General features: G+C 53.1%; 31 protein-coding genes. 13 read left to right on the forward strand and 18 right to left on the reverse strand.

The window, feature by feature from the left end; translation table 11 throughout:
* Positions 1–180 precede the first annotated feature (180 nt).
* The 3 genes from RSJ68_10905 (at position 181) to ftsX (ending at position 2,561) form a co-directional block, all read left to right on the forward strand.
* Positions 181–663, forward strand: coding sequence for a TlpA disulfide reductase family protein (locus RSJ68_10905; protein WNU96907.1), 483 nt, complete (start codon positions 181–183; stop codon positions 661–663).
* A 333-nt stretch (positions 664–996) separates the two neighbouring features.
* Positions 997–1,647 (forward strand): cell division ATP-binding protein FtsE, encoded by a 651-nt coding sequence (gene ftsE / locus RSJ68_10910; GenBank protein ID WNU96908.1) that lies wholly within the window; start codon positions 997–999, stop codon positions 1,645–1,647.
* Positions 1,644–2,561, forward strand: coding sequence for a permease-like cell division protein FtsX (ftsX, locus tag RSJ68_10915; protein ID WNU96909.1), 918 nt, complete (start codon positions 1,644–1,646; stop codon positions 2,559–2,561). The genes ftsE and ftsX overlap by 4 nt, the downstream gene beginning before the upstream one ends.
* 137 nt (positions 2,562–2,698) lie before the next feature.
* Here ftsX and RSJ68_10920 read toward each other — a convergent pair whose 3' ends face one another.
* The 10 genes from RSJ68_10920 to RSJ68_10965 all read right to left on the reverse strand — a co-directional run bounded on the left by RSJ68_10920 (position 2,699) and on the right by RSJ68_10965 (position 8,975).
* Positions 2,699–3,694: a site-specific integrase gene (locus tag RSJ68_10920; GenBank protein WNU98400.1), complete on the reverse strand. Its 996-nt coding sequence runs from the start codon at positions 3,692–3,694 to the stop codon at positions 2,699–2,701.
* A complete protein-coding gene (locus RSJ68_10925) occupies positions 3,577–3,903 on the reverse strand; it encodes a helix-turn-helix domain-containing protein (GenBank protein ID WNU96910.1) in 327 nt (108 codons plus the stop codon). The genes RSJ68_10920 and RSJ68_10925 overlap by 118 nt, the downstream gene beginning before the upstream one ends.
* Positions 3,900–4,166 carry a lipopolysaccharide heptosyltransferase gene (locus tag RSJ68_10930; GenBank protein WNU96911.1) on the reverse strand — a complete coding sequence of 89 codons (267 nt, stop codon included), beginning with the start codon at positions 4,164–4,166 and terminating at the stop codon, positions 3,900–3,902. Before RSJ68_10930 ends, RSJ68_10925 begins: the two co-directional genes overlap by 4 nt.
* Positions 4,167–4,175: 9 nt before the next feature.
* On the reverse strand, positions 4,176–4,652 hold the full coding sequence (locus RSJ68_10935; GenBank protein ID WNU96912.1) for a hypothetical protein: 477 nt from the start codon (positions 4,650–4,652) through the stop codon (positions 4,176–4,178).
* Positions 4,636–5,460, reverse strand: coding sequence for a conjugal transfer protein TraL (locus tag RSJ68_10940; GenBank protein WNU96913.1), 825 nt, complete (start codon positions 5,458–5,460; stop codon positions 4,636–4,638). Before RSJ68_10940 ends, RSJ68_10935 begins: the two co-directional genes overlap by 17 nt.
* A gap of 144 nt (positions 5,461–5,604) precedes the next feature.
* Complete coding sequence (locus RSJ68_10945; GenBank protein ID WNU96914.1) at positions 5,605–6,132, reverse strand: TrbM/KikA/MpfK family conjugal transfer protein; 528 nt, start codon at positions 6,130–6,132, stop codon at positions 5,605–5,607.
* Between the two features lie 110 nt (positions 6,133–6,242).
* The gene (locus RSJ68_10950; GenBank protein WNU96915.1) at positions 6,243–6,437 is read right to left on the reverse strand and encodes a hypothetical protein; all 195 of its coding nucleotides are present in this window, start codon (positions 6,435–6,437) and stop codon (positions 6,243–6,245) included.
* Positions 6,438–6,804: 367 nt separating this feature from the next.
* Positions 6,805–7,077: a type II toxin-antitoxin system RelE/ParE family toxin gene (locus RSJ68_10955; protein WNU96916.1), complete on the reverse strand. Its 273-nt coding sequence runs from the start codon at positions 7,075–7,077 to the stop codon at positions 6,805–6,807.
* The gene (locus RSJ68_10960) at positions 7,067–7,261 is read right to left on the reverse strand and encodes a hypothetical protein (protein ID WNU96917.1); all 195 of its coding nucleotides are present in this window, start codon (positions 7,259–7,261) and stop codon (positions 7,067–7,069) included. Before RSJ68_10960 ends, RSJ68_10955 begins: the two co-directional genes overlap by 11 nt.
* Before the next feature lie 985 nt (positions 7,262–8,246).
* On the reverse strand, positions 8,247–8,975 hold the full coding sequence (locus RSJ68_10965; protein ID WNU96918.1) for an XRE family transcriptional regulator: 729 nt from the start codon (positions 8,973–8,975) through the stop codon (positions 8,247–8,249).
* A 32-nt stretch (positions 8,976–9,007) separates the two neighbouring features.
* On the opposite strand from RSJ68_10965, the gene RSJ68_10970 reads away from it, so the two are divergent.
* Entirely contained in the window at positions 9,008–9,220 is a 213-nt protein-coding gene (locus tag RSJ68_10970) for a helix-turn-helix transcriptional regulator (protein ID WNU96919.1), read from the forward strand.
* 15 nt (positions 9,221–9,235) lie between these two features.
* Positions 9,236–9,997: a hypothetical protein gene (locus RSJ68_10975; GenBank protein ID WNU96920.1), complete on the forward strand. Its 762-nt coding sequence runs from the start codon at positions 9,236–9,238 to the stop codon at positions 9,995–9,997.
* Positions 9,998–10,066: 69 nt separating this feature from the next.
* On the opposite strand, the gene RSJ68_10980 is transcribed toward RSJ68_10975, so the two are convergent.
* Both RSJ68_10980 and RSJ68_10985 read right to left on the reverse strand, forming a co-directional pair.
* The gene (locus RSJ68_10980; protein ID WNU96921.1) at positions 10,067–10,222 is read right to left on the reverse strand and encodes a hypothetical protein; all 156 of its coding nucleotides are present in this window, start codon (positions 10,220–10,222) and stop codon (positions 10,067–10,069) included.
* A gap of 471 nt (positions 10,223–10,693) precedes the next feature.
* Positions 10,694–11,107: a hypothetical protein gene (locus tag RSJ68_10985; GenBank protein WNU96922.1), complete on the reverse strand. Its 414-nt coding sequence runs from the start codon at positions 11,105–11,107 to the stop codon at positions 10,694–10,696.
* Between the two features lie 660 nt (positions 11,108–11,767).
* Between RSJ68_10985 and RSJ68_10990 the strand changes: the two genes are divergently transcribed.
* The 8 genes from RSJ68_10990 (at position 11,768) to RSJ68_11025 (ending at position 14,679) form a co-directional block, all read left to right on the forward strand.
* Entirely contained in the window at positions 11,768–12,025 is a 258-nt protein-coding gene (locus tag RSJ68_10990; GenBank protein ID WNU96923.1) for a hypothetical protein, read from the forward strand.
* Positions 12,026–12,093: 68 nt separating this feature from the next.
* Positions 12,094–12,381 (forward strand): hypothetical protein, encoded by a 288-nt coding sequence (locus RSJ68_10995; GenBank protein WNU96924.1) that lies wholly within the window; start codon positions 12,094–12,096, stop codon positions 12,379–12,381.
* Between the two features lie 13 nt (positions 12,382–12,394).
* On the forward strand, positions 12,395–12,817 hold the full coding sequence (locus RSJ68_11000) for an antirestriction protein (protein WNU96925.1): 423 nt from the start codon (positions 12,395–12,397) through the stop codon (positions 12,815–12,817).
* Between the two features lie 47 nt (positions 12,818–12,864).
* Entirely contained in the window at positions 12,865–13,098 is a 234-nt protein-coding gene (locus tag RSJ68_11005) for a hypothetical protein (protein ID WNU96926.1), read from the forward strand.
* 71 nt (positions 13,099–13,169) lie between these two features.
* Complete coding sequence (locus tag RSJ68_11010) at positions 13,170–13,349, forward strand: hypothetical protein (protein ID WNU96927.1); 180 nt, start codon at positions 13,170–13,172, stop codon at positions 13,347–13,349.
* Positions 13,350–13,398: 49 nt separating this feature from the next.
* Positions 13,399–13,725, forward strand: coding sequence for a hypothetical protein (locus RSJ68_11015; protein WNU96928.1), 327 nt, complete (start codon positions 13,399–13,401; stop codon positions 13,723–13,725).
* Positions 13,726–14,173: 448 nt separating this feature from the next.
* Positions 14,174–14,428, forward strand: coding sequence for a type II toxin-antitoxin system prevent-host-death family antitoxin (locus tag RSJ68_11020; protein ID WNU96929.1), 255 nt, complete (start codon positions 14,174–14,176; stop codon positions 14,426–14,428).
* Positions 14,425–14,679, forward strand: coding sequence for a Txe/YoeB family addiction module toxin (locus tag RSJ68_11025; protein ID WNU96930.1), 255 nt, complete (start codon positions 14,425–14,427; stop codon positions 14,677–14,679). The genes RSJ68_11020 and RSJ68_11025 overlap by 4 nt, the downstream gene beginning before the upstream one ends.
* A gap of 184 nt (positions 14,680–14,863) precedes the next feature.
* Here the strand turns inward: RSJ68_11025 and RSJ68_11030 are convergent, their stop codons facing one another.
* The 6 genes from RSJ68_11030 to RSJ68_11055 all read right to left on the reverse strand — a co-directional run bounded on the left by RSJ68_11030 (position 14,864) and on the right by RSJ68_11055 (position 22,852).
* On the reverse strand, positions 14,864–16,456 hold the full coding sequence (locus RSJ68_11030) for a DNA cytosine methyltransferase (GenBank protein ID WNU96931.1): 1,593 nt from the start codon (positions 16,454–16,456) through the stop codon (positions 14,864–14,866).
* A 52-nt stretch (positions 16,457–16,508) separates the two neighbouring features.
* Positions 16,509–17,000 (reverse strand): hypothetical protein, encoded by a 492-nt coding sequence (locus RSJ68_11035; GenBank protein ID WNU96932.1) that lies wholly within the window; start codon positions 16,998–17,000, stop codon positions 16,509–16,511.
* Positions 17,001–17,017: 17 nt separating this feature from the next.
* Complete coding sequence (locus RSJ68_11040; GenBank protein WNU96933.1) at positions 17,018–18,124, reverse strand: traS protein; 1,107 nt, start codon at positions 18,122–18,124, stop codon at positions 17,018–17,020.
* Positions 18,114–18,695, reverse strand: a complete 582-nt coding sequence (gene mobC / locus RSJ68_11045; GenBank protein WNU96934.1) for a plasmid mobilization relaxosome protein MobC — start codon at positions 18,693–18,695, stop codon at positions 18,114–18,116. Before mobC ends, RSJ68_11040 begins: the two co-directional genes overlap by 11 nt.
* 62 nt (positions 18,696–18,757) lie before the next feature.
* Positions 18,758–20,380 (reverse strand): phosphoribosyltransferase, encoded by a 1,623-nt coding sequence (locus RSJ68_11050; GenBank protein WNU96935.1) that lies wholly within the window; start codon positions 20,378–20,380, stop codon positions 18,758–18,760.
* A 66-nt stretch (positions 20,381–20,446) separates the two neighbouring features.
* Positions 20,447–22,852 (reverse strand): LPD7 domain-containing protein, encoded by a 2,406-nt coding sequence (locus RSJ68_11055; GenBank protein ID WNU96936.1) that lies wholly within the window; start codon positions 22,850–22,852, stop codon positions 20,447–20,449.
* Between the last annotated feature and the right edge of the window lie 17 nt (positions 22,853–22,869).

Here is a 22,869-nt window from a genome sequence, read left to right on the forward strand (position 1 = left end):
CCAATGTTTTTAGATTTTGTTGATGGGCTTTATTATCGGCTGCCTTGGCAATTTCCTCAACTTATCACCCAATAATCGTCATTTTTTACCGCTAAAATCCAACATCTTCATTTTCTCCATAGACAGCACGCTGAAAGGGGTTACAATGCGTTCATCTGATTGATGCAAAGGATGGAACTTATGAAAAAATTATTGCTTGCCTCTGTTTTGATGACTGCAGCCCTGTCTGCCCCTGCGTTTGCCGCCGACCCGCTGGCGGGCTGGAACGACAACAAGCCGCAAAGCCTGCAATCGCTCAAAGCCCCCGTGCGCGTGGTGAACCTGTGGGCGACTTGGTGCGGTCCGTGCCGTAAGGAAATGCCCGCCATGTCCGCTTGGTACAAAGCGCAGAAAAAAGGCAGCGTCGATATGGTCGGCATCGCGTTGGATACTTCCGACAACATCGGCAAATTCCTGAAACAAACCCCCGTCAGCTATCATGTTTGGCGTTATACCGGCGCGGACAGCCGCAATTTCATGAAGTCTTACGGCAACAACGTCGGCGTATTGCCGTTCACCGTCGTCGAAGCGCCGAAATGCGGCTACAAACAAACCATCACCGGCGAAGTCAACGAAAAAAGCCTGACCGCCGCCGTCAATGCGGCTAAAGAGAAATGTAAATAAGTCGGGCTGAAACCGATGTGGAAGGTCGTCTGAAAAAGGATACGGCGGGTTTGATTGAAACGCCGAAATCCTTTTCAGACGACTTTTTGACATGTGGATAAGTATTTAGGCATTTTGCAAACGCGACAATCACGCCTGTAATATTGTGTTGTAAAGCCGTCAGTCCGACGCTTTGCCTACCGCCGTCCATATCCGGGCAAACTATCAAAAAAACGCCGAAATCTTTATAATTCGGCACATATCCTATTTTTCAGACGACCTATCTCCGATAGCGCATCCTTTTGTGGATTAACTGTGGATAAGTTTGTCCTGACCCCTTTCCAGGAATACCTTATGATCCGTTTCGAACAAGTTTCCAAAACCTATCCCGGCGGTTTTGAAGCCCTGAAAAACGTCAGCTTCCAAATCAAAAAAGGCGAAATGATATTTATCGCCGGCCATTCCGGCTCCGGCAAGTCCACCATCCTCAAGCTGATTTCCGGTATTACCAAACCCAGCAAAGGCAAAGTGTGGTTCAACAACCAAGACTTGGGCGAATTGAGCGACAACCAAATCGGCTTCATGCGCCAACATATCGGCATCGTGTTCCAAGATCACAAAATCCTCTATGACCGCAACGTCCTGCAAAACGTCATCCTGCCGCTGCGGATTATCGGTTATCAGCCGCGTAAAGCCGAAGAACGCGCCCGCATCGCCATTGAAAAAGTCGGCTTGAAAGGCCGCGAATTGGACGATCCCGTAACCCTCTCAGGCGGCGAACAGCAACGCTTGTGTATCGCCCGCGCCGTCGTCCACCAACCCAGCCTCCTGATTGCCGACGAACCCTCCGCCAACCTCGACCGCGCCTACGCGCTCGACATCATGGAATTGTTCAAAACCTTCCATGAAGCAGGAACCACCGTCATCGTCGCTGCCCATGACGAAACCCTCATGGCAGACTACGGCCACCGCATCCTGCGCCTCTCGAAAGGACGACTCGCATGAGCATCATTCACTACGTCTCGCTGCACGTCGAATCTGCGCGTACTGCGCTCAAACAGCTCCTGCGCCAGCCCGTCGGCACGCTGCTCACCCTCCTGATGCTCGCCGTCGCCATGACCCTGCCGCTTTTCATGTATTTGGGCATTCAAAGCGGGCAAAGCGTTTTAGGCAAGCTCAACGAGTCGCCGCAAATTACCCTCTATATGGAAACCGATGCTTCCAAAGCCGACAGCGATACTGTCCGCAACCTGTTGGAACGCGATGCCCGCCTCAACAAAATCCGTTTCATCAGCAAGCAGGAAGGCTTGGAAGAGCTGCAATCCAACCTCGATCAAAACCTCGTTTCCATGCTCGACGGCAACCCCTTGCCCGACGCATTTATCGTAACGCCCGATCCCGCTACACCGCCCGCACAAATGCAGGCGATTTATCAGGATATGGTCAAGCTGCCCATGGTCGAATCCGCCACCATGGATACCGAATGGGTGCAAACGCTGTATCAAATCAACGAGTTCATCCGCAAAATTTTATGGTTTCTTTCACTGACGCTGGGTATGGCGTTCGTCCTTGTCGCGCACAACACCATCCGTCTGCAAATCCTCAGCCGCAAAGAAGAAATCGAAATCACCAAGCTGCTCGGCGCGCCCGCATCGTTCATCCGCCGCCCCTTCCTCTATCAAGCCATGTGGCAGAGTATCCTCTCCGCCGCTGTCAGCTTGGGGCTGTGCGGCTGGCTGCTCTCCGCCGTGCGCCCGTTGGTAGATGCCATCTTCAAGCCCTACGGGCTCAACATCGGCTGGCGTTTCTTCCATTTCAGCGAAGTTTCGCTGGTGTTCGGCTTCGTCATCGCCCTAGGCATCTTCGGCGCATGGCTTGCCACCACGCAACATCTGCTGGGCTTTAGGGCCAAGAAATAAAATCATTGGATTGAAGCAAAGGCAAAAGGTCGTCTGAAACCTTGTTTTAGGGTTTCAGACGACCTTTTTATGATTTATGCCAAGTTGTTTTTATTTTTCAATAAAAACACTATGTTACAAACAGTTGAAATCTGATTCTAATTGAGCTGTGTCCATTTTGTGTCAAGCAGGCTGTTCAGCAGTCCTGCGTGCCGGTGGAGATGCTCGGGTGCGAGGTGGGCATATCTTTGCACCATGTCGAAGTCAGACCAGCCTCCCATTTCTTTCAGGGCATATAGGGAGACGCCGTTTTGCACCAGCCAGCTCGCCCATGTGTGGCGCAGATCGTGCCAGCGGAAGTTTTCGATTCCGGCATCCTGCAGGGCTTTTTTCCACGGTTTTTTTACGTCTTTGACCGGTTTGCAGCGGTTGTTTGTAAAGACGTACTCGGGATGCTTTCCACGCTGTTTCAGCAAAACGGCGACGGCGGCATCGTTCAGGGCTACGCCTAGGGCGCGGCCTGATTTGGTTTCGTCGTGATGAAACCATGCGACTTTGCGTTTGAAGTCGATTTGCTGCCATTTGAGGCCGAATACGTTGGATTTTCTCAATCCGGTATTCAGGCTGAACACAACCATCGCGGCGATGTAGTCGGGTAATGCGGCTATCAGCCTTTCGGCCTCTTGCGGTGTCAGCCAGCGGATGCGTTTTTTTGCTTCCTGATAGCGTGGCAGTTTGGGAGCGCCGTCCAAATACTCCCAGTCTTTGGCGGCTTTGTTCAGTAGTGCCTGTACAAAGGCCAAATATCGGTTTTTGGTGGCGTTGCTGCCTTCGAGTTTGGCGATTTCTGCCATGATGACCGTTTTGGTCATGTGGTGCAGATACAGCCCTCTGAATGCGGTCAGCCTGCGGATTTTGGTTTCGTCGTGTACAAGGCTTTTTTTGCCTTGTTTTTCGTCGAGCCAGCGCAGGCAGGCTTCGTCCCACAGGACTTTGGGCTTGTCGCCCAAATGTTGCTGCCGCCACAAATCGTGCTTCAGTTTGTCATGGTACTCTTGGGCTTCGGTTTGGCATGCCGTGCCAGTCGAGCGTCTAATGCGTTTGCCGCTTGGCGAGACGACATCCACATACCATGTGTTGTTTCTTTTATAGATTGGCATTTTTCTTCACTCCTGCTTTCGAGTGATGCCTGCACGGCATCATTTTCAAGGCCGTTGAGAAACACGTCAAGCGCGGCCTGGGTGATGCAGTAGCGGCGGCCGGGCTTGGATGCGTTCAGACGGCCGTCGCGGATATGCTCCCTGATGGTTTCGGGGTGGCATTTGCAATACGCGGCGGCCTCTTCTACGTTGTAGGTTTTCATGGCGCTGCTCCGGTTACGGTTTCGTACACCGCGAATGCGGCGTTTTGCAGATATTCCGACAGTCGGGCTACGGCCAAATGGCGTTTGGCCTTGGGTTCGAGTATCAGAAATTCTTTGGCCGAGACGTAAAAAAACAGGCAGTAGTATCTGCCTGTCTGCGTCTCGATGGGGATGAGCCGGTAATGCGGGTAGCTGTTATCGGGTGCGACAAAAGAGGGGTTGACCCGAACAGGCCGCACTATCGGCTTGGCTTCTGTCAGCATTGCTGCGTCCTATCCTGTTTTGCTTACGGTAAAAACCAGCCACACCACCGATACGGCCAACACGGATACGGCTGCCAGCGTTGCCGCCAGCAGGATTTTCAGACGGCCTTCCAGCCGTGCGTTGGCTTTGTCGATGTCCTGCGCCACGCGGCGCGAGGTCGAGGCGTAAATTTTCGGCTCAATCTCTTCGATATGACGGTCGGCCTGCCGCACAAAATCGGCCAGAATCTGCTCGCGGTAGCTTTCCAACTGCGCGGCGGCGGCCGTGATTTTGCGTTCGTGCGCGGCCAGCCGGTTGAGAAACTCCTGCCGCTGCTCTGCCTGATGTTCGGCAAATCCGGCAAAGGCCGTCTGAAACATCTGCCGCTGCATCAGCAATACCGCCATCACGGGGTCGTCGCGGGTCAGGCGCGTGCCGGTCAGGCGGAATACTTCGGCAATCACGGCATCTGCATCATCGGCGGGCGTGTCAGTTCTCATGCTCATCGGCCTGCTCCGCTTTATCGGCCTGCTCCGCTCCATCAGCCTGCTTCGTGTTTTTCGTGGCTAAAAACGGGACTTCGTCCAGTTGCTCGTACAAATCTTTCTGCACGGTTTTGATGCGCTGGCGCGGCATGATGCCCAATTCTTTCGATTCCACCGCTTGGGTCAGGCTCATGTTTTGGCTGGTAATGGCGCGGATGTCCGCACCGAAGGTGTCGGGATTACGTTGCGGCAGGGTTACGATGCCGATGATGTCGTCTTTGTGTGATTCATATACGGCAAATTCGGTAAACGTCTTACGTTTGTTTTCTACAATTTTTTCAATCTTGCCTTGGAACTCATTCAGCCACACTACCACCTTGGCAGAAACGCCGTTTAAGGTCTGGTTCAAACCGGTCATGCAGTCGTCCAAAGCCTGCCCGCCTGTTACCGGCACATGCACCACCAACCGCACGCCGTTTTCAGCCAGCAACTCAGGTACTTGGTTTTCGCTCAAATACGCCATCAGCGGTACAAACGTCGCCGCGCCGTTGTCCACAATGCCGATGCCTTTTTCATTAATCAGCTTTTCAATCAGGTCGTCAAAAAAACGCGAATCGATATTGTTGGTCTCGGTCAAAATCTCGACAACTGTAGGCTTAAATGCGTTGTATCTGGCAAAAGTCTGATTAACCGGATCGGTGTCAAAGTAATGCAGCTTCTCCCCTGCGGCCAACTTTGCCTTTGCAGCAAAATAATCCGCCAAAAAAGCGGCTGTCAGCGATTTGCCGACCCCGCCTTTGCCTTGGACAATAATATGAGCTTCTTTCATGGCATAAACCTTTCTGTTATCCATCGTTTTTACAAAAAGAAACCTGCTCGCAAACAGGCTTTCGTTTGTAAAAAAGGCAGCCCGCAGGCTGCCGTCAAGCTGCTTAAACACTTATGCCGAATGTGAAAGCAGGAGGAGAAACCCTTAACGCCTGTCCACCCAGCGGCCGCCGTTTTTCTCGTCGCCGACGTACTCCACACCCTCATCGGCCGTTGTCCACTCATGGTCGAAATACGCCTTGCAGTAAGACGGCTTTTGCGGCCGGATATACGTTTTAGGCACGAGCGGGCAGGAATCGGTGTCAAAGCGGCCGCGTCCGTAGCGCGGACATTGCCGCTCCATAACCGTATAGCGCATCACGCGGTTTAACTCCCGCGCATCGCAGCGGCCTGCGCCGTTGACCAGCGCGTCCACCAGTTGCGGCATACCCTGCTCGCGCGAAGACGGGCACAGGTTTAAAAAATCACGCCGCGCCCGCAAAGTTTTATGCGGCTTCTTATGGCGGATACTGAAATAACGGCGGATAGACTCGTTGCACTCGCCCGGCCGGTGCGCCGACGACAGGCACAAAACAGCCTCGCAGGCCAGCTTCGCATCGCCCGTCAAAAGGTCGTCGGCGTAAACAGGAAAAGCGGCAGACAGAGCCGCTGCCAAAAACAAAACTTTTTTCATACCCACTCCCAACGGATATTGCATTTAAAAACAAAAAAACGGATAATCAACGCACCTCTACGGATGATTACCCGTCCGAGAAAAGCCCGCTTTCGCAAGAAGCGGGTTTTTCATTGCCATACCACCGTCTGCACGGCAAACTTCCCGTCGTTGCGGATGATATTCGCACACAACTTCTTATCCTGCCGCAGCATCTTGTCGATGCAGGCAGAGGCTTCCTGAATGGAAGAAAAAGTCTCGATCAGACGGATTTTGCCGCGCTTGCTGCCTTTGCTGCGGTTGGGTCGGCTAAATTTTGCAAACATGATTAGCTCCTTTAAAAAGTAAAAAGGTTGGTTGGAAAATTTTGATGTAAAAAGGCCGTCTGAAATGTTCAGACGGCCTTTTCTCGAAGCAGGCTTGAAAACCTGCCAACCGTGCTGTTCCCGGCAGTCAAACCATGCCAACGGTTACAGATTCAAATAAAAGCAGGTTGGCAGCCCGCTTCTCCGATTTTTCCAAGGCTGACGCTACTGTTCGTCGGTTCGCGCCCAAAGTGCTTGTTCAAAACATCACACACGCTACGGTATCGGAAACCGCCCGCTGTTTGGCTCAAGTACACGGGGACTTGCCGCCCTACGGCGGAAAGAAAGGCCGTCTGAAGTTTCAGACGGCCTTTTTAATATTAATCTGCTATGGGTATCTCTGCCGCGTGTGTTTCACACCCAAAATCAACACCGTGTTATCCGCTATTTCATAAATAACAAAATAGTTTCTATTGATAACCAATTCCCTTGTATCGGCAACCTTTCCGTATCTTCCTGCCAGCGGCATTTTTTCCAACAATCTGATCGCATTGCGTATCAGGTCATCCGTTTCCAAAGCCGCAATCGGATTTTCCTCAAAAATATAATTGACGATACTTTCCGCCTCATTCAAGGCTTTTTCCGACCATTCAACGCGCATTTTTCAATTTTTCCAACAAACGCGCACGGTTTGCATCTAAACGGTTTGTAGCTTCCTCGTTGCTGATGACGGGAGCGCGACGGGCTTGGGCAATTTCATTTTCAAGCCATTTGCTGTAAGTATCCGCCTCGCTTTCGCTGTCAAACTCATAAACCAGCGGATTAAGTTTTATTACAGTGTTCATATCCGTCTCCAAATCTGTTGCACCATCGCATAGATTATACCATTGAATAAAATAAGAAACTCTAAAATAATCAATGTCAAAAGCAAATCCAAAAGACAATAGCCTTACCATTTGATATAATCAACAAGATTATAGTTAAATCCGCACACCCAAACTGAAACCCGCTTCTTGCACAAACGGGCTTGGATTTAGATGTGTCATCTATAATTAAAGACGGCGTTTGATGCCGTCTGACAAGTGATGTCTTACCGGAATAATCCGGCAAAATCCTGCTCAAGGCAGGGCATATACAGTCATACAGTCATGTAGTTTGGCCGCTTTTCCGTAGATTACGGCCGCATCGGAGATACGCCCCGATTAAAAAAATACGTCCACCCGCAGGCTGGCCGGACGCTCATGCGCTACCCGGATGCTGTCTCTGCGTTTGTCTTTTCGGCAGATGGATGCTGCCTGCAACCGTTTGTTCGATTTACCCAAAGGCCGTCTGAAAGCGATTTCAGACGGCCTTTTCTTCCTATATCCGCTTTAAAAAAGCAGTCCTGAAGGCCGGTTGCTACGTTTCCCAACTTTTAAAGAGCTTTTGCGTATTACGCAATCTATAAATTGCATTTTACCTATTTTTTTATTTGCGTCAAGTGCAAATTTAATTTTTGGACTGAAATTTTTATGGGAACTACCAAAAAAGAAAAAGCCCCGCATTTTGCGGGGCTTTCTGTATCGGTTTTGGGCTGATGAACAAAAAGCCCCGTTGCAGGGGGCTTTTTGAGAAACATCGCCCTAGAAAGGAGATGTTTCAACATGAAACGCACCTGCACTAAAGGTCGTTCATGGCTGAAACTGCGGACGGCAGTTAAGATTAACTTAGCTTTGTTCCTGTTTTTGGTCAACTGACGACTAAAATAAAACCTCGGTTTTCCCGCCTGCCTGTAAAGGCGGGCGGTTTTTCTTAGAAAATAATTCCAAGCTCAGGTTATAGTAATCATATTTATAGTCTGTTTCGTCTTAGTCTTCTGTGCTCAACCATGACTCCCAGAATTTTTAACTCGGAGCTTGTAGATGACAATATCTCAAAATCATCATTCAAAGGATGAAGCTCATATATAAAGCTACCATCATCAGAGATCCCTCGCTGTTTGTATTTTCTCAGAAGAACATCTCTATTCACAGTTGCAACTAAGACAATATCTCCAGCTTCGGGAGTTAGCTCCGGATCTATTATGACTAGTTCACCTTGTTTAAACTCAGGCATCATGCTGAAATCCATAATCTTAAATCCGAATGAATCCGTTGAAATATCAGCAGAGGAAATCAGCCAATCAGAAATATCCAACTCTCCTGTATGGCTCTTCAGCTTATCCCAATTAAATGCCTGTATGGCATCCAGCAAGGGAATACGAATAAATCCCAGCGGTAACGGTGGTTCGGATACTTGGGTTTCTTCCACCAATAAGTCAGCAGGTCTGCATCGTAATGCTTTTGCATATAACTCAATTTTGTCGAGCGGAATACCCTGTTTCCCATTTTCTACGCGCGATAAATTACCCGCATCTGAATTTACTTCAAGTGCGAGTTCCTCTTGAGTCATATTTAATTGCTTGCGACGTTGTCGAATAATTTTTCCAATCTCCATAAAATTTATTTTCAAGCGTTCCCCAAAAAACAACAACGCGGAAAACGCAAATGCTTTCTTGCAAAAAAGTTGCAAATAACGCAAAATTAAATCTTAATTACAAGTGGTAGCATGAAATGAATACACCTTTGAAAATCGCGCGAAAGCGAAAGAACCTAACACTTATGCAGGTTGCAGAGCTTATTAAATCAGACGCTGGCAACATCTCCCGAATCGAACGCGGTCAACAAACACCAAGTAAAGAGCTTGTTGAAAAACTCGTCGCACTCTTCAAAGACGAAGGGCTGACCGAACTACATATTCTCTTCCCAGAGCGTTATACCGATTAATAAGCGGTCATCTTTATGCTCATCACCGAAATCCGCCCCCTTCTCAGCCAAACCTTCGACATCGTGTATCACGAGTTCGATGCGCTTTGTCGCGGCAATCTGCCTGCGTCAAGGCTGCTGGCGTATTTGTTCGGGCTGACGGAGGTGTTGGAAAACAATCCCAAATACGCCGTGCGCGAAGGCTGGATTTACAAGAGCGGCCGCAATCTTTGGGAAGACCTCGGCCTGACCCGTCGCGGCTATGAAAAGGCGCGGGATTATTTGGTGGACTTGGGCTTGGTGGCCTACAAGCGCGCGGGCGTGCACGGGATTATGAACTGGCGTTTGATGAAGCAGACGCTGTTGGCCAAGGTCTATGCGCTCAAAGGGAAGGATGCGCCGGATTTTGAATCGGGCTTGCAGCAGGACGCGCAGGGCTTTCATCTGCCCAAGTGGGTGCCGCTCAAGGAGTGGACGGCTTTTGTGGCCATGCGGTTGAAGATGGGCAAGCGTTTGCTGCCGCAATCGAAAAAGAAACTGCTCGAACAGCTTGAAACGCTGCGTAATCGCGGCATCGATGTACGGCAGGTTATGGAAAAGTCCGTTGCGGCAGGCTGGGCGGGCTTTTATGTGTCGGAGCGCAATCCGCCCGCCCAAGCTCCGGCGGCAAGTGCGGCCGACATGCGGCGGGAGCTGGAAAAGCAGATGGCCGAGCGAAACCAACCGCCGCCGCCGAAATCCGACCCTGACAGCGAAGGCAGACAAGCGTTGCTGGATAACCTGAAAAAACTCAAATAACCGACCATCAAACAGGCACGGCAGCTTTGCCGTGCCTTTTTTTGCCCTAAAACGGGGCAAAAACGGCTTTCAGACGGCCTTTGGGGCGAAATCCGACCCCAAGGCCGCTTTTTTGCGCCCGCGGGATGTAGTGGCGGCTGAAAGGCCGTCTGAAAAGCGGAAAAATATCCGATAGGGATAGAAATCCGCCCGAATCAGCGCGTAAATTTTGTCTTTTAAAATCATATCTTTGTACAAAACGTACAATGTACTTTGTGCAAAACGGGCAATGTACTTTGCACGGAATGTGCAGTTACTCTATATATAGATAACGACAGAGATTAAAGACATTGCGCGGCCGCGCAGATGTGTTTTGATGTGATTATTTTTTAAGCAGGGGAAGATAGGGTTTGACGGGGATATGGCCGCTTGGGGAGAAATAGGAGTTATGCACGGATTTTGTGGATGTGATGCCGAAGCCGAAAGCTATGATGTTTGGTTTCGTGCGAAAGTTGAAAAATCTATTACCGATCCCGCCCCGGCAATGCCGCATAACGAGGCGATGGCCTTTGTAGATAAGGAGCTTAAGCGTAGGAATGACGAGCGTTTGGCGGAATCTATCGCACAAGCCGAACGCGGCGAGTTTGTCGAAGTTGAGTTATAGCCCTGTTGCAAATGGGTAGAAAGGCCGTCTGAAAAGGTTCAGACGGCCTTTTTTTAATACAAGTTTTCGCTACTTACGTCTTCCGGCGGCCATTGGAATTTCTTTTTTCGGGGGTTGGGCGCAGGCGCGGTTTTTTCAACGTCTTTTTTGTCCGCTTCCTGTTTGACGGTGGGGGCGGGGTTAGCTGGCTGGTTTTCTCTTACCGCCTGTTTGATGGCGGGAGCGGGCTTTTCAACTTCCTTTTTATCCGCTTCCTGTTTGTTCAACCGTGAGCGGATGAATCGGTTTAAAGCCTGTTGGCTGATGGCTAGATTCTTTTTTTCTTTCAAAAATTGCAGCATTACTTTCTCAGTAAATCCCATTTTCCGCATTTTCAAAAGTTCGTCCCGGTACGGCTCCAAAACCGATCGGTTCACTCGTTTTGGCTCATGGCCATGCTCTTTGATGAAGTCATCCAAATCATCCATATCAGCTTCCTTTTGCATACAACATGGCTACAACACGAATACAACTTTAACTCTATTCTACTACTTAATACAACATTTAAACAATACAAAACAACAAAAATAACAACAATACAACAATACTAAAACAACTAAAAAACTCTACTTACTCGTATAAACAACATATAAACAATTTAAAAACAACTAAAACACAATATGAATACAACAATATCACAATACTAAACAACAATCTCCCCCTCCGCGCGAACCTCACCCCTGCAAAAAACGTCCAATTTCTACTTAAACCCACTATTTTCAAACTACACGCAGGATAGGCACAGGGTGCCAAAAAACGCCCTAAGGCGTTTTAAAAAATTCCGCCCGAAGGCGGAAACGCCGCCAAGCGGCTGCCCTGAAAAACAAACATCGGGAGGCTTGCGCCGCCGCGTTGTTGCGTGATGTCTAAATTCCCAAGCCGCCAAAGTCCAGACCAAGACGAGCGTCTTTGCGCGGATTCCACCTTTTCCACACCGCTTTAGGCGGTTCGGACAAAGATGAAATCCGCTCAAAGCCGGTCTGGACTTTGGCGGCTTGGGAATTTTTAACGACATCACAACGCGGCGGCGCAAGCCTCCCGATGTTTGTTGTTACGTTAAGCATAGTTACTTAGGAAAGGATTCAGCAATGAAAACTGCCAAGCTCAAACGCGCCCGTACCATCGCGGCCGTCATCGCAGAGTTGGACGCGGAACGCTGCAACCGCGTTTACGCATCTTGCTACCCGTTTGCTACGGGAACGGAATGGATTGCCGACCATATCCGCAAAAACTACTTTGCCGAGCTGAAAGCCGAAGGCTGCAACAGCCAAGAAGTATTGCGCCGCGCAAAACGGCGCGTCGTGAGTGCCAACGGCGGCACGGCCGCACAATGGCACGCCGTATAGGCAGTTGACCCCAAAAGGCCGCCTGAACGGCGGCCGCCGATACCTGTTTAAACAGAGAGGATTAAAAAATGACACGACAAAAACCAATCAAAAACCCGTTTGCCAAACTTACCGCCGCTTTGGATGGCGCGTATATCGGATGGCTGCCGCCTGTTACCGCATTTGCGCCTACCGGCAATATAACAACCGTATATTTGAAACTGGTTATCGAAGATTCTTTTGTGTTCCTGCCCAAGCCCGTGCAAAAGCTGGTCAGCAAGTTCAAACACAACCGATGCTTGGGCGGGATGGAGGTTTACGCCGAAGTACCGGTAGCGGAATACCGGGCGGTATTGGATATTTTTTATAACAAATGAATGGAGACGGAAAATGACGAACCCGATTACCCAAACCATCACGATGACCGTTGTACCCAACTCAAAACGCCCGGCATTTCTGCCGGAAAAAACCAGCGCGGCCTATTTGGCGTTTGAGACGGCTTTATACGGCATTGCCGACAACTTGAGCCGCGACTACGACGGCGGTTATTGGGAATTCTGCGAATTGTCAAACGGCGGTTTTTACTGCTGTCGGGATACCGAAGATGATTTTGACTGCGTGAGTTCCAACGGTTTTGAATGCCGCATGTCTGCCGATGCCTTCGGCATTACCGCCACGCTGTTTGCCCTGAATTGTGCGATGGACGGGCAAAGCGGTGCGACGCTGGAAAAGCTGGTTGACGGTTATTACCGTCTTAGGGATTACGCGGCCGGACACGAAGAGGCGGCTCGGATTTTCAGGATGATTGACTAAAACGGCTTTCAGACGGCCAAAAGGCCGTCTGAACGGAGGATTAAAAAATGACCAGATATACCCCCAAAGAATTTCAAGACCTTGTTCACGGCATCGCACACGGTTACGGCTGTATTGAAGTTGTATGTCATATCGGCGACAAGATCATTATCGAGGTGGGCGGAGAGAAATTTCCGTTGCGCGATAAGGTACTAGACCTTGACCGTGCAGGGGTTACGAAAATCGTCCGGTATCTAGTCAACCTACATTGCGCCGTTTTTACGCGCGATTATTTGGCTTGATTTGATGATTGACTAAAACGGCTTTCAGACGGCCTAAAGGTCGTCTGAATGGCAACAGGAGCAAAAAGATAATGGCAAATTACCGAATCAACGCTTACGACAAAAGCGGCCGCGCATATGGCGCGATGGTTTTTAGTGGCTACACCCGCAGAGAGGCGGAGCGACAATACCGGCGGCACAAGCTGCTAAAAAACAAACGGCTGAATTTATACATAGGGCAGATCGGCGCGATTTCCAATCTTGGCCGCTAAAACAGACCAAAGGCCGTCTGAACGGCGGCCGCAAACGGGAGATGAAGAAATGTTTGAATCTTACAATGACGTATCCCACAATTTTTACAACTGGTGCGAAATTTTAGAAGAATTGGGTGGCAACGGTAATTATGATGATGAAATTTGGGAGTTGGTACGCGCTCATAATCATTGTCCGCATTTGGGCAACGTCAGACAGGCGGTTATTTTGTGGAATTTGGAAAGTGAAATTTATGCGTTATACCCGTCGGCTAAAGTGGATTTTTATATCAATGCCATCGATAGCCATCTGTATATTAACGATAACATCATATCGGATATGAGGGATTTCAGACGAATCACAGCGCAATATGAAGCCGAAAATCTAGCGGCCTGATGATTTGGTTGTATAAATGATACAAAAAACGGGCGAAAACCAACCGCAAAACAATTAATTTAGGTAAATTAAAAGTTAATTTGCGTTTAATTTTCGCCCGTTTTCGGCTGTTCAGACGGCCTTTGGCATGGAAAAATGCCCGCCGCAGCCCCGTTACCGTCTCTCAGGGTTCGACCGAAACGGCCCCACGCCCCCAAGTGAAAAACAGACTTAGGCGGCTTTTCCGGCACCTGCGGCAGCCTGCAAAACCGCCATGCCTGTTTTTCACTTGCCCCCTACGGCGGGCATTTTTTATAGCAGATTGCTATTGTCTTGCAGCGGGGCTGTTGTCTGGCAGGCGGGCTGTTTGGCAGACGGGCGTGAAAAAACCACCTGTCCATCAAAGGCAAGATGGTTTGAAATACGCAATAGTTGTACAATAATGCGTACCTATTTAAGGAGTATCGTAATGGATGTTATGACTTACAGCGCGTTTCGTGCCGAGCTGGCGGGGACATTGGATAAAGTGGCCGACGACCATCGGCCTGTTTTGATTACCCGGCAAAACGGCAAACCTGCGGTTGTGATGAGTTTGGAGGATTTCCATTCCTATGAAGAAACGGCCTATTTGACGGCAAGCCCCCAAAACGCGCAACGATTGAATCAGGCTGTCGAACAAATCCGGCAGGGGCTGGCGGTTGAACGCGGCTTGGCAGAATCATGATCTTGGCTTGGGCAGACTATGCTTGGGAGGATTATCTATACTGGCAAACCCAAGACAAAAAGACTCTGAAACGCATCAATCTGCTGATTAAAGACATTATGCGCCATCCGTTTGAGGGCTTGGGCGAACCCGAACCGCTGCGGCATAACTGGCAGGGGTTTTGGTCGAGGCGGATTGATTTGGAGCATCGCTTGGTCTATCAGGTACGCGGCGATACATTGTTTGTCGCGCAATGCCGATACCATTATTAACCGTCGAACGCTTAAGGCCGTCTGAAACGGCGGGCATGCCGTTTCAGACGGCCTTTTCAAGCTTTAATTGTCCATATGCAAATTGTCCACCCTATTTGGCCGGTTTGTGGGGTGCGGACGTAAAAAAACAGCCTGCCGCCACACGGTATCTGTGTGGCGGCAGGCTGTTTGATGTCATGGGCGGTCAGGCCGCCTGTTGTTCGTCCAATGCTTCTTCGGGGCGGTAGTTTGCCCGTATCAGCGCGGCCATCGGCGGCGGCGATACGGAATTGCCGCACATTCTTACTTGGGCGGTTTTGGTCAGCGGCCGTCCGCTGCCGTCGCGGTCGTAAATGTAGCTGTCGGGAAAACCTTGGGCTTTGTACAGCTCTTTGGGTTCGAGCATCCGCAGCGTGATGTCGGTAATGTAGTAGGGTTCGCCGCCGATATGCAGCGTTACCGTTTTCAGACGGCCTTCCGTGTCAAGGCCGTCTGAAAAGCCTTCGCCGTAACGGATCAAAAAATCGGCTACGCGCAGGGCGCGTTCTTTTGCGCTGCCGAGTTCGCACACGGCCAACGAGGTTTTGCCGCCTCCGCCGTCGCTCATGACTGTGCCGACAGGTTCGGAAATGTCGCTGCCTGTGCTTGCGCCGAACTGCCGGATCAAGCAGGCGGAAATAAGCTGCTGCTGGCTGCCGCTGTTGGTAATGGTGGTCAGCGGTTCGGCCGCATCGCGCCCGAAGGTACTGTTGAATCCGTCGTTGGCCTGCATCAGGTAGGCGCAGGCAAGGGCGTGGCCGCCGTTGCCGGAGGCCGTTACCGTGCCGACGGGCTGTGTGATGTCGTGGCTGCCGATACCCCGCCGCCTGCTTGCGCCGCTGCCTTCGCCGTGCGCGGCATTGATTAATACGGCTGCGCGGGTGCCGGTAACAAAGGGCTGCGGGTTGTCCAGCACAAACTTTTTAATGCCTTTGGCGATGCGTTTCAGGGTGTTTTCGGCCAGCGGTTTGGGACGGTCGAACACGGATTTTCCGGCCAGCGTCCAATCGATGCACCCGGCCGCGCCGCGCCATTTCTTTTGGCCTTTGGCAGGCCGTCTGAAATGGGTGGGTTCCGGCCATACAATCGGCAGCCCGTCGCGCCGTGCCACCATGAACAGCCGCTCGCGGGTGGTGGGTGCGCCGTAGTCGGCCGCACACAAGATGCGCCATTCGACGGCATAGCCCAGTTTTTCCAATTCGTGCACGAACTTTTGCCAGCGCTCTCCCGTGCGTTTGGGATCGGGCACGAGATATTGCTGCCGCACGGGAACGCACTCTCCGGCGGCCGCGATTGTGCCGTCGGTTTTGATCACGCGGCCGGAGGCTTTGTCGCGCTTGGCCACCAGCCGCCCCCAACGGGTAATCTGCTTCACGTTTTCCAGCGTGATCACTTCCGGCCGCACCTGCGCCGCCCAGCGTTTGCCGACCCAGCTTAACGAACGGACGGCATTGCTGCGCGGCTGCCCGCCCGCCGCCTGACTGTGGTGCGTACAGTCGGGGCTGAGGTGCAGCAGCCCGACCGGGCGGCCGCCGCAGGCTTGAGCCGGATCGACATCAAACACGTCGGTCTGGAAATGGCGCGTTTGCGGATGGTTGGCGGTGTGCATGGATATGGCCTGCGCGTCGTGGTTGACGGCAATATCGACATACAGCCCGGTAGCCTGCTCGATGCCGCAGGATGCGCCGCCGCCACCGGCGAACAGATCGCAAATGAGCTTGCCGCGCAGGTCTAGGGTAAATTGCTTGGGCATCCGCATGGCCGGCTGTCTCCTTTCATTGCATTGCTTTGAGTCATGTTGTTTGTCTCTCTTACGGATTAATGCAATATTTCAATGCAGTAATGATTCTGTAGAGTTCGTGCCGCTCGTCTTCACTAAGGTTTTCAATCCCAAAATCGTGTGCCTTCAGGACAACCAGCTGCTCAATGTCGTTGAGCCGGACAGTACATTCCCGTTCGGGAGAAATCAGGTGGCCATAGTCGGCCTTGGCGGCTAATGCCGTCAGAAAATCTTTTGAATCAGTTATTTCGCCCGTGCCGCCAAGTGTGTCGGCGCGGCCGCACAGCGACAGCAGTTGGGCAAAGGCGGGATTGTGGCGGAAGTCTTCGCCGCCGATGCTGCCGACAGTCAGGATGTCTATCAGGCTTTCGATGTCGGAACGGATAACCGCCCCTACGGAAGAGGCTTTGTCCGACGGAGGCAGCTCCTTCAAAATCTGTCTGGTAAATGCGATGGTGTCGGACAAATGGGCGATGATGGCGTTGAGGTCGATTTCTGCGATGTTTTTCTCTTTTGTATTCATGGTTCTGCCTTTCTGAATCAGCGTGAAATGTCGGTTTGGGGTTTGTTTTCGTCCAAGCGCTGCTGCATCCGGCTGATGGCGCGGCGGTTGCCGTGCAGGCGGTCGTAGCTTTGTTGGGCTTGGGTGTCAAACGGCTGCGCGGCGGTTTCTTTGGCCAGTTTGCTGACAATGCGGGCTTCGGTTTTGTGTCCCATCTTGTACAGCTCTTTGGCGATTTTGCCGTATTGCTCCAAGATGATGCCGCGCGTCTGCATGGTTTCTTTTAAAAACGGATGCGTCGGCCTTTGGCTGCTTTTGAGGGCGGACATCAGCTCTTTGGCCTGCTGCCTTGCGGTGCGGCTGAGTGCGCCGCGTTGGCGCATGGCGCGTTGGATGCCGTCTTCGGGCTTTTGCACCCGGCCGCGGTGTTGCCGCTTGGTGGCGGCGCACAATACGCCTTCGTCGCGCAGCTTTTCGGCAAAGCGCACGCGCCACTCGAAGAGGTCGTTTTTGCGCGGGTTGAGCCTTTGGCCGAAGCCGTCGCGGATTAATACGCACAGATGCACATGCGGGTGCGCGGGTTCGCCGGGTTTTTCGCTTTCGTGGTGCAGGCCGAAGGCGTATTGGTGGTTGCCAAACTGCTCGGCGGCAAAGGTGCGGGCGGCGTTTAACACGGCTTGCGGCGGCGTGCCTGCGGGCATGGACAGCACGATATTGACGGCTTCTTTGTGTTTGCCCTCTTCGGGAATGCCGAGTTTCTGCCAGTCGTCCAACAGGCTTCGCACGGCTTTTTTGCCCTCCAGCCGCTCGCCGTCTGAAGTTTCCAAACTTACTTCGCCGTTGCGCGAGACGTAGTCCAAATGGTTGCGGATGCCGCGCATTCCGTTGGATTTGTTGCTGAGACGCTTGGGGATTTTGACCATCACTTCGGGATGTTTGAGCGCGGCGGCTTTCAGGTTGGTCAGGGCGCTGCCGCTTTTGAGCGGCGGCGGCGGGGCATGGCGGGCGGACTTGCCGCCTTTGCGGCCGTCTGATGTTTTACCGCCGCGCTTGGACGCTTTGCCTAGCACGAGGTCGTCTTTTTTGCCGTAAACGGCGCGGGTTTTGCCGAGAAACCAGTCGTCGGCATGGCGGTTAAGGCTCATGGGCTGCCTTTCTCGTCGTGTGGCCGCGCTTGCGGCGGCGGTGGGTTTGCAATACGGCGGCGACTTTGCTTGTGTGCGCGTCGATATAGGCTTTGAGCGCGGCAATGTCGTTGCCGGTAAGGGAGGCATTTTCGCCCGCATTCAGACGGCGTGCGATTTGGTTGAGGTTGCGGCCGATGGTCAGCAACTGGTAATTGCTCTGATACAGCGCGTCGGCCTCGTGGGCAGAAATCATGGGGTGTTGGTAGATGTGCGACTGGATGATGTCGCGCACTACGTCGTTGATGCTGCCGCGCCGCACGGCCGCCGCCGCTTCGAGATAGGCGCGGTCTTTGTCGGGCAGCCGCAGCGTGATGCGGCGGGCGCACTTGGGCGGCGGCAGCTTGAGCGGCTCGACGGTTTGAGGCTGTTGCAGCTCTGCCTGAAGCAGCTTTTTAGCCAACAGCGACAGGCTGGCTTTGCCGAAGCGTTGCCGCGCCAGCCCGCGCAGGGCGGCCTGCTCGTCGGTGTTCAGGCCGAATACCCGCACCGGCGGGCATTTGGCCGTATCGTTTGCATCTGTTCCGTCCATGTTTCACTCCTGCAAAAAAAGGCCGTCTGAAAGGTTCAGATGGCCTCAAACGGCAAAAAAAATCAGCGGTCGAACTTAAGCTCGTGCTGATTTGCGCTTCTTTCAGGCTGTGGCTGCCTGATTTGGTTTTCATAAAAATTGATGCGGGCAAGCATCTGCGTTTGCGGCGACAAACCTTTAATCAGGTTTTCCATCGAACGCTCCAGCATGGCCTGCCAACGTTGTTCCAACTCACTCATTGAGGCCGTCCGGGCACGGTATTGCGCTTTAGCCGCATCGAGGCGTTCGGCAGGGTCGGGGGCTTGGGGGCGGGTTTCAGACGGCCTTTCGGCCTGATGTGTTTTTTCCGTCCGTATCGGATGGTTCAGTAAGGTTAGTGTCAAGGCGCGGCCTGTTTCACTAAACCGGTAATCCCAACCGTTGCGGCTATTGGGTTCGGATACCAAAATACCTGCCTGTTCAAACTGTTTGATGTCTTGCATCATAAAGTAATGGCGGGCATCAATCGTCCGGCCTGCTTGGGCGTTTTGCTTGAGCATGTCGGACAGCGTGCTGGTCATCGTGCGATGCGCCAATGCCTGCCCGTATTGCGCGGCCACAGCCGTATCCATATTGCGGAAATCCAAGCCGCCCTCCATAAAATCTGCCTTTTGCCGCAGTACATAATCAACAGCCGTCTGCTGTAACTGTTGCGCTTTACTCATCATTTGCTCCTGCACGGGGCGCGGCGTACCGCCGGACAAAGAAAAAGCCGCTGCATTTTGTGCGGCGGCTTGGGTTGGAGAATCTGACGGCTTTACGCCTTGGGTAACTTTGGGGCGTTCTGCTCCGTGTTGCGGTCGCGTAGTTTCATGGGATTCCTGCGCAGTTCCTCTTTTGCCCACTCGTGAAAGCTCTCGAAGTCTTGCTTGAGCGATTCGATCTCGGATGGCGTCAAAAGTCGGGGATGATCGAATTGCGCCTGCCTCACCTCGAGTGAGTTGGTCGATGCTGTAGCCGAAGGTTTGTAGCCAGTAGTCATTAGGTGCGTCTCCGTGTTTTCTTTGGATTTCGTCAAGCTGTTTTTGTGTCGGTACAATATTTAGACCGGTAGCGCGTGCGCTCATCACAACTGCGCCAAGCACATGGCCGCCACGGTTTTCAATATAGCCCCGCAGTCCGGCAATAGTGCCACCCATCGTGGAATTGTCATCTACAATCAGGTAATCACGGCCGGACTGAACATTGCCGCCAAATATGGCAGGAAAGGCAAGCCGGTAACTGCTGTCGCGGCCGGTACGCCCTGCATAACTGACCTGATACAGACTGCGGTCGGTTTGCCAACCGGTATGTTCGGCCAATACTTCGGCCATCATGGCAGGAATACGGTTGCGGCCGGCTGATTCCTCTGCCCGGATACCCACGATAAGCGGTGTTTTATCTCCTACCATTTCTTTAACTGCATCAACAGTTTGTTTGGTAAGCAGGGATTGTACCAAAGCCAATGCAGCCTTGCCATTGCCCGCTTTGGCAGCACGGTAGCTTTCGGCGCTTTGCATTTCGGCCAACGTGCCGTTGCGTATCAGCGGCGGAAAATCCCGCCACGGCGCACGCTCGGAACGGGCAGAGGTTTGTTCCGCATCCTGCACGGCATTAAGGCCGTCTGAAACTTCAGACGGCCTTGTTGTTTTGTTCGGGTCGGTCATGGTGGTATCCCTGTCAAAAAGCAGCCAGCCCGAAGCGGGAAGCTTTGGGCTGGCGTGTGTTGGCGTTTACCGGCTGATTTCGGGTGCGTTGCCGCGTTCCTGCGCCCGCGTGTCGCGCTGCTGCTGCGGGCTTTGTGCCTGCGCGGGAATCTGCATGGGTTTGGGCAGGTTCAGCTTGCTGCCGCTCATTTTTTCAGCCGTATGCTCGTAGTAGTTTTTCAAAGCCAGCGTGCGGGCATCGCCTTTGAGGCCGCTGATGGTATCCATCATGCTGCGCTCGTGAAACGCCAAAAGCTGCTTGTTGGGCTTGGAGAGTTTTTCCGCTTTGCGCGTATATACCGATTTGGCCGATTCGTAACCGGTTTGCAGCGCGGCCGCTTTCATTTGCGCGGCCGCTGCGGCGGCTTCGCTTCGGATTTCGCCCTGTCCGATGGCCTGCATGGGCGCGCCCAAATGGGTGTCGGCTTCGTGCGATGCGTTGATGACGGCATCGCTGGGCAGCCCGCTTTGCGCCAGCATTTTGTCGGCTTTGGAGATGGCCTCTACGTCGGGTTTGCCTGAAACCGGCGTATCGCCGCTGCGGCCGGGCTGTTCGGACGGCCTGCGCTCCTGTTCCTGCTCCTGCTTCAGACCGTCTGAAACGCCGCTGCGCCGCTCTTGGCGTGGGGCGGTTTCGATGCCGTTGAGCGCGTACTCTTGACGCAAACGCTCCACCATCGCCAGATCTTCGGGCTTGGGACTGTAGCCGGAAGTGCGGATGCCTTGGCTTTCGGCCATCACAAACATCAGGGATTTGAACTCTTTGCTGCCCTTGATTTTGATACTGTCCCAGCCTTTGTGTTTGGCCACTTCCAGCATGTCTTTGACGGTTTGCAGGTCGGATTTGGCGGTGGTCAGTTTGTTGCCTTTGTCGGTAAACAATACGGTGCGGTAGCTGTCGGGCGAAGCGTATTGTCTGCTCGGCGAAAGCAGCCTGCCCTCAAACGTGATATAGCGGTTTTGCAGGCTCTCGGGCGTGGTGTAGTTCAAATCCAATACGATTTTTTTATCCCTGCCCTGCAACAGGGCGGCGGCATCGGTTTGGCCGGGTTCGCCCTTTGGGGCTGCGGACGGTTCGCGGGTGGGTTTTTCGGACTGTTCGGGTTTGAGGCCGTCTGAAACGCCGCTACTTTGCTTTGGGCGCGGCGTATCGCCGTTTGGGCTGTCTGCGCCGTGCTTGGGGGCGTTTTTTTCCACTTCTGCGCGGCGGCCGTCAAACTCGATGCCGTTGGTTTGCGCGGCTTCGGGTGTTTCGCGCGGGGTGTCTTGTTGTGCCATTGCATTGCCTTTCATATCGGGTGTTGCGCTTTCAGACGGCCTTTTCCGCTGTCCGCGTGCCTGCATTCTGTCCTGCCACTCGGTCGCTTGGTCGGCGGCCGCCTGCGCGAAGCCGTCGCCCTGCGGTGCGAGGTTGACCCCTTCGTCCAGCGCCTGCCTGACCGCCGCGATACCGGCGAGCTTGTGCAGGTCGTTGAAGTCGCTGGGCAGCTTCGGGCGGCCTTGGCTGTCGAGGCCGTTTTCGCGTTGGAACTGCTGAATCTGCGTCATGGTAAATTCGGGCTGCACGGCTTTGGCTCTGTCGCCGAACAGGGCGGCCGCCTGCCGCGCTTTGGCCAAGCCGGTGCCGGATGCGTCGTTGTCAACCGCGATGGTTACGGGGATGTCCGGCGGCAGGTTTTTGGCCAGCGTCTCGGACACCGTAACCATATTGCCCGCGTCAAACGCGACAACCACGGGTTTGCCGGTGGCCTGATGAATGCTGGCGGCGGTGGCGAAGCCTTCGGCAACCACAATGCCCCGCGCGGTATCGGCCGCGTCGCCGACCACGGTGTAGCCGCCCGACTTGAGGCCGTCTTTCAGAAAGTGCTTGCCGCCGTCCGGCGAAATGGATTGCAGGTTGTACAGCGTGCCGTCGCGGTAGATGGGGATTTGCAGGTTGAGTACGCCCCGATACTCGCTTTGGCGGATGCCGCCCAACACGGCCGGGTCGGTAATGCCTTTGGCGGCCAGATAGGGATGCGCCAAAGTGGCGGGAGCGGCGTTGCGCCAAATCCGCTGCGCCGTTTTGCTGACGCGCAGATGGTTTTCCTGCTGCTGCCTCTGCGCCGCCTCGCGTGCCGCTGCGGCTTCGGCCTGACGGCGTGCCTGCTCTTCGGCCGAAGGCGGCGTATAGGGCGTGTCGGGGCGGTAGCCGTTGGCGCGTGCGTCGTAAAACAGCGATGCGATGGTGCGGGTGGGGTTTTTGATGCTTTTCCACACGCTGCGTGCGTCGCGGCTGCTGTAGCTGTCGGACTGCTGCGACCATCTGTCCCACATGTCAAACGCCTCTTCGCCCAGCTCGTGTTTCAGCGAATAGGCAGTATTGACCCACACGTCGCGGTCGTGCGGCTCGATGTAGCTTAGGGCTTTTTCGATTTCGTCGCGGTTGCTCATTATGTTGTCTCCTCACA

It is taken from the genome of Neisseria sp. DTU_2020_1000833_1_SI_GRL_NUU_006, assembly GCA_032388755.1.
In the GTDB taxonomy this organism is placed as follows: domain Bacteria; phylum Pseudomonadota; class Gammaproteobacteria; order Burkholderiales; family Neisseriaceae; genus Neisseria; species Neisseria sicca_C.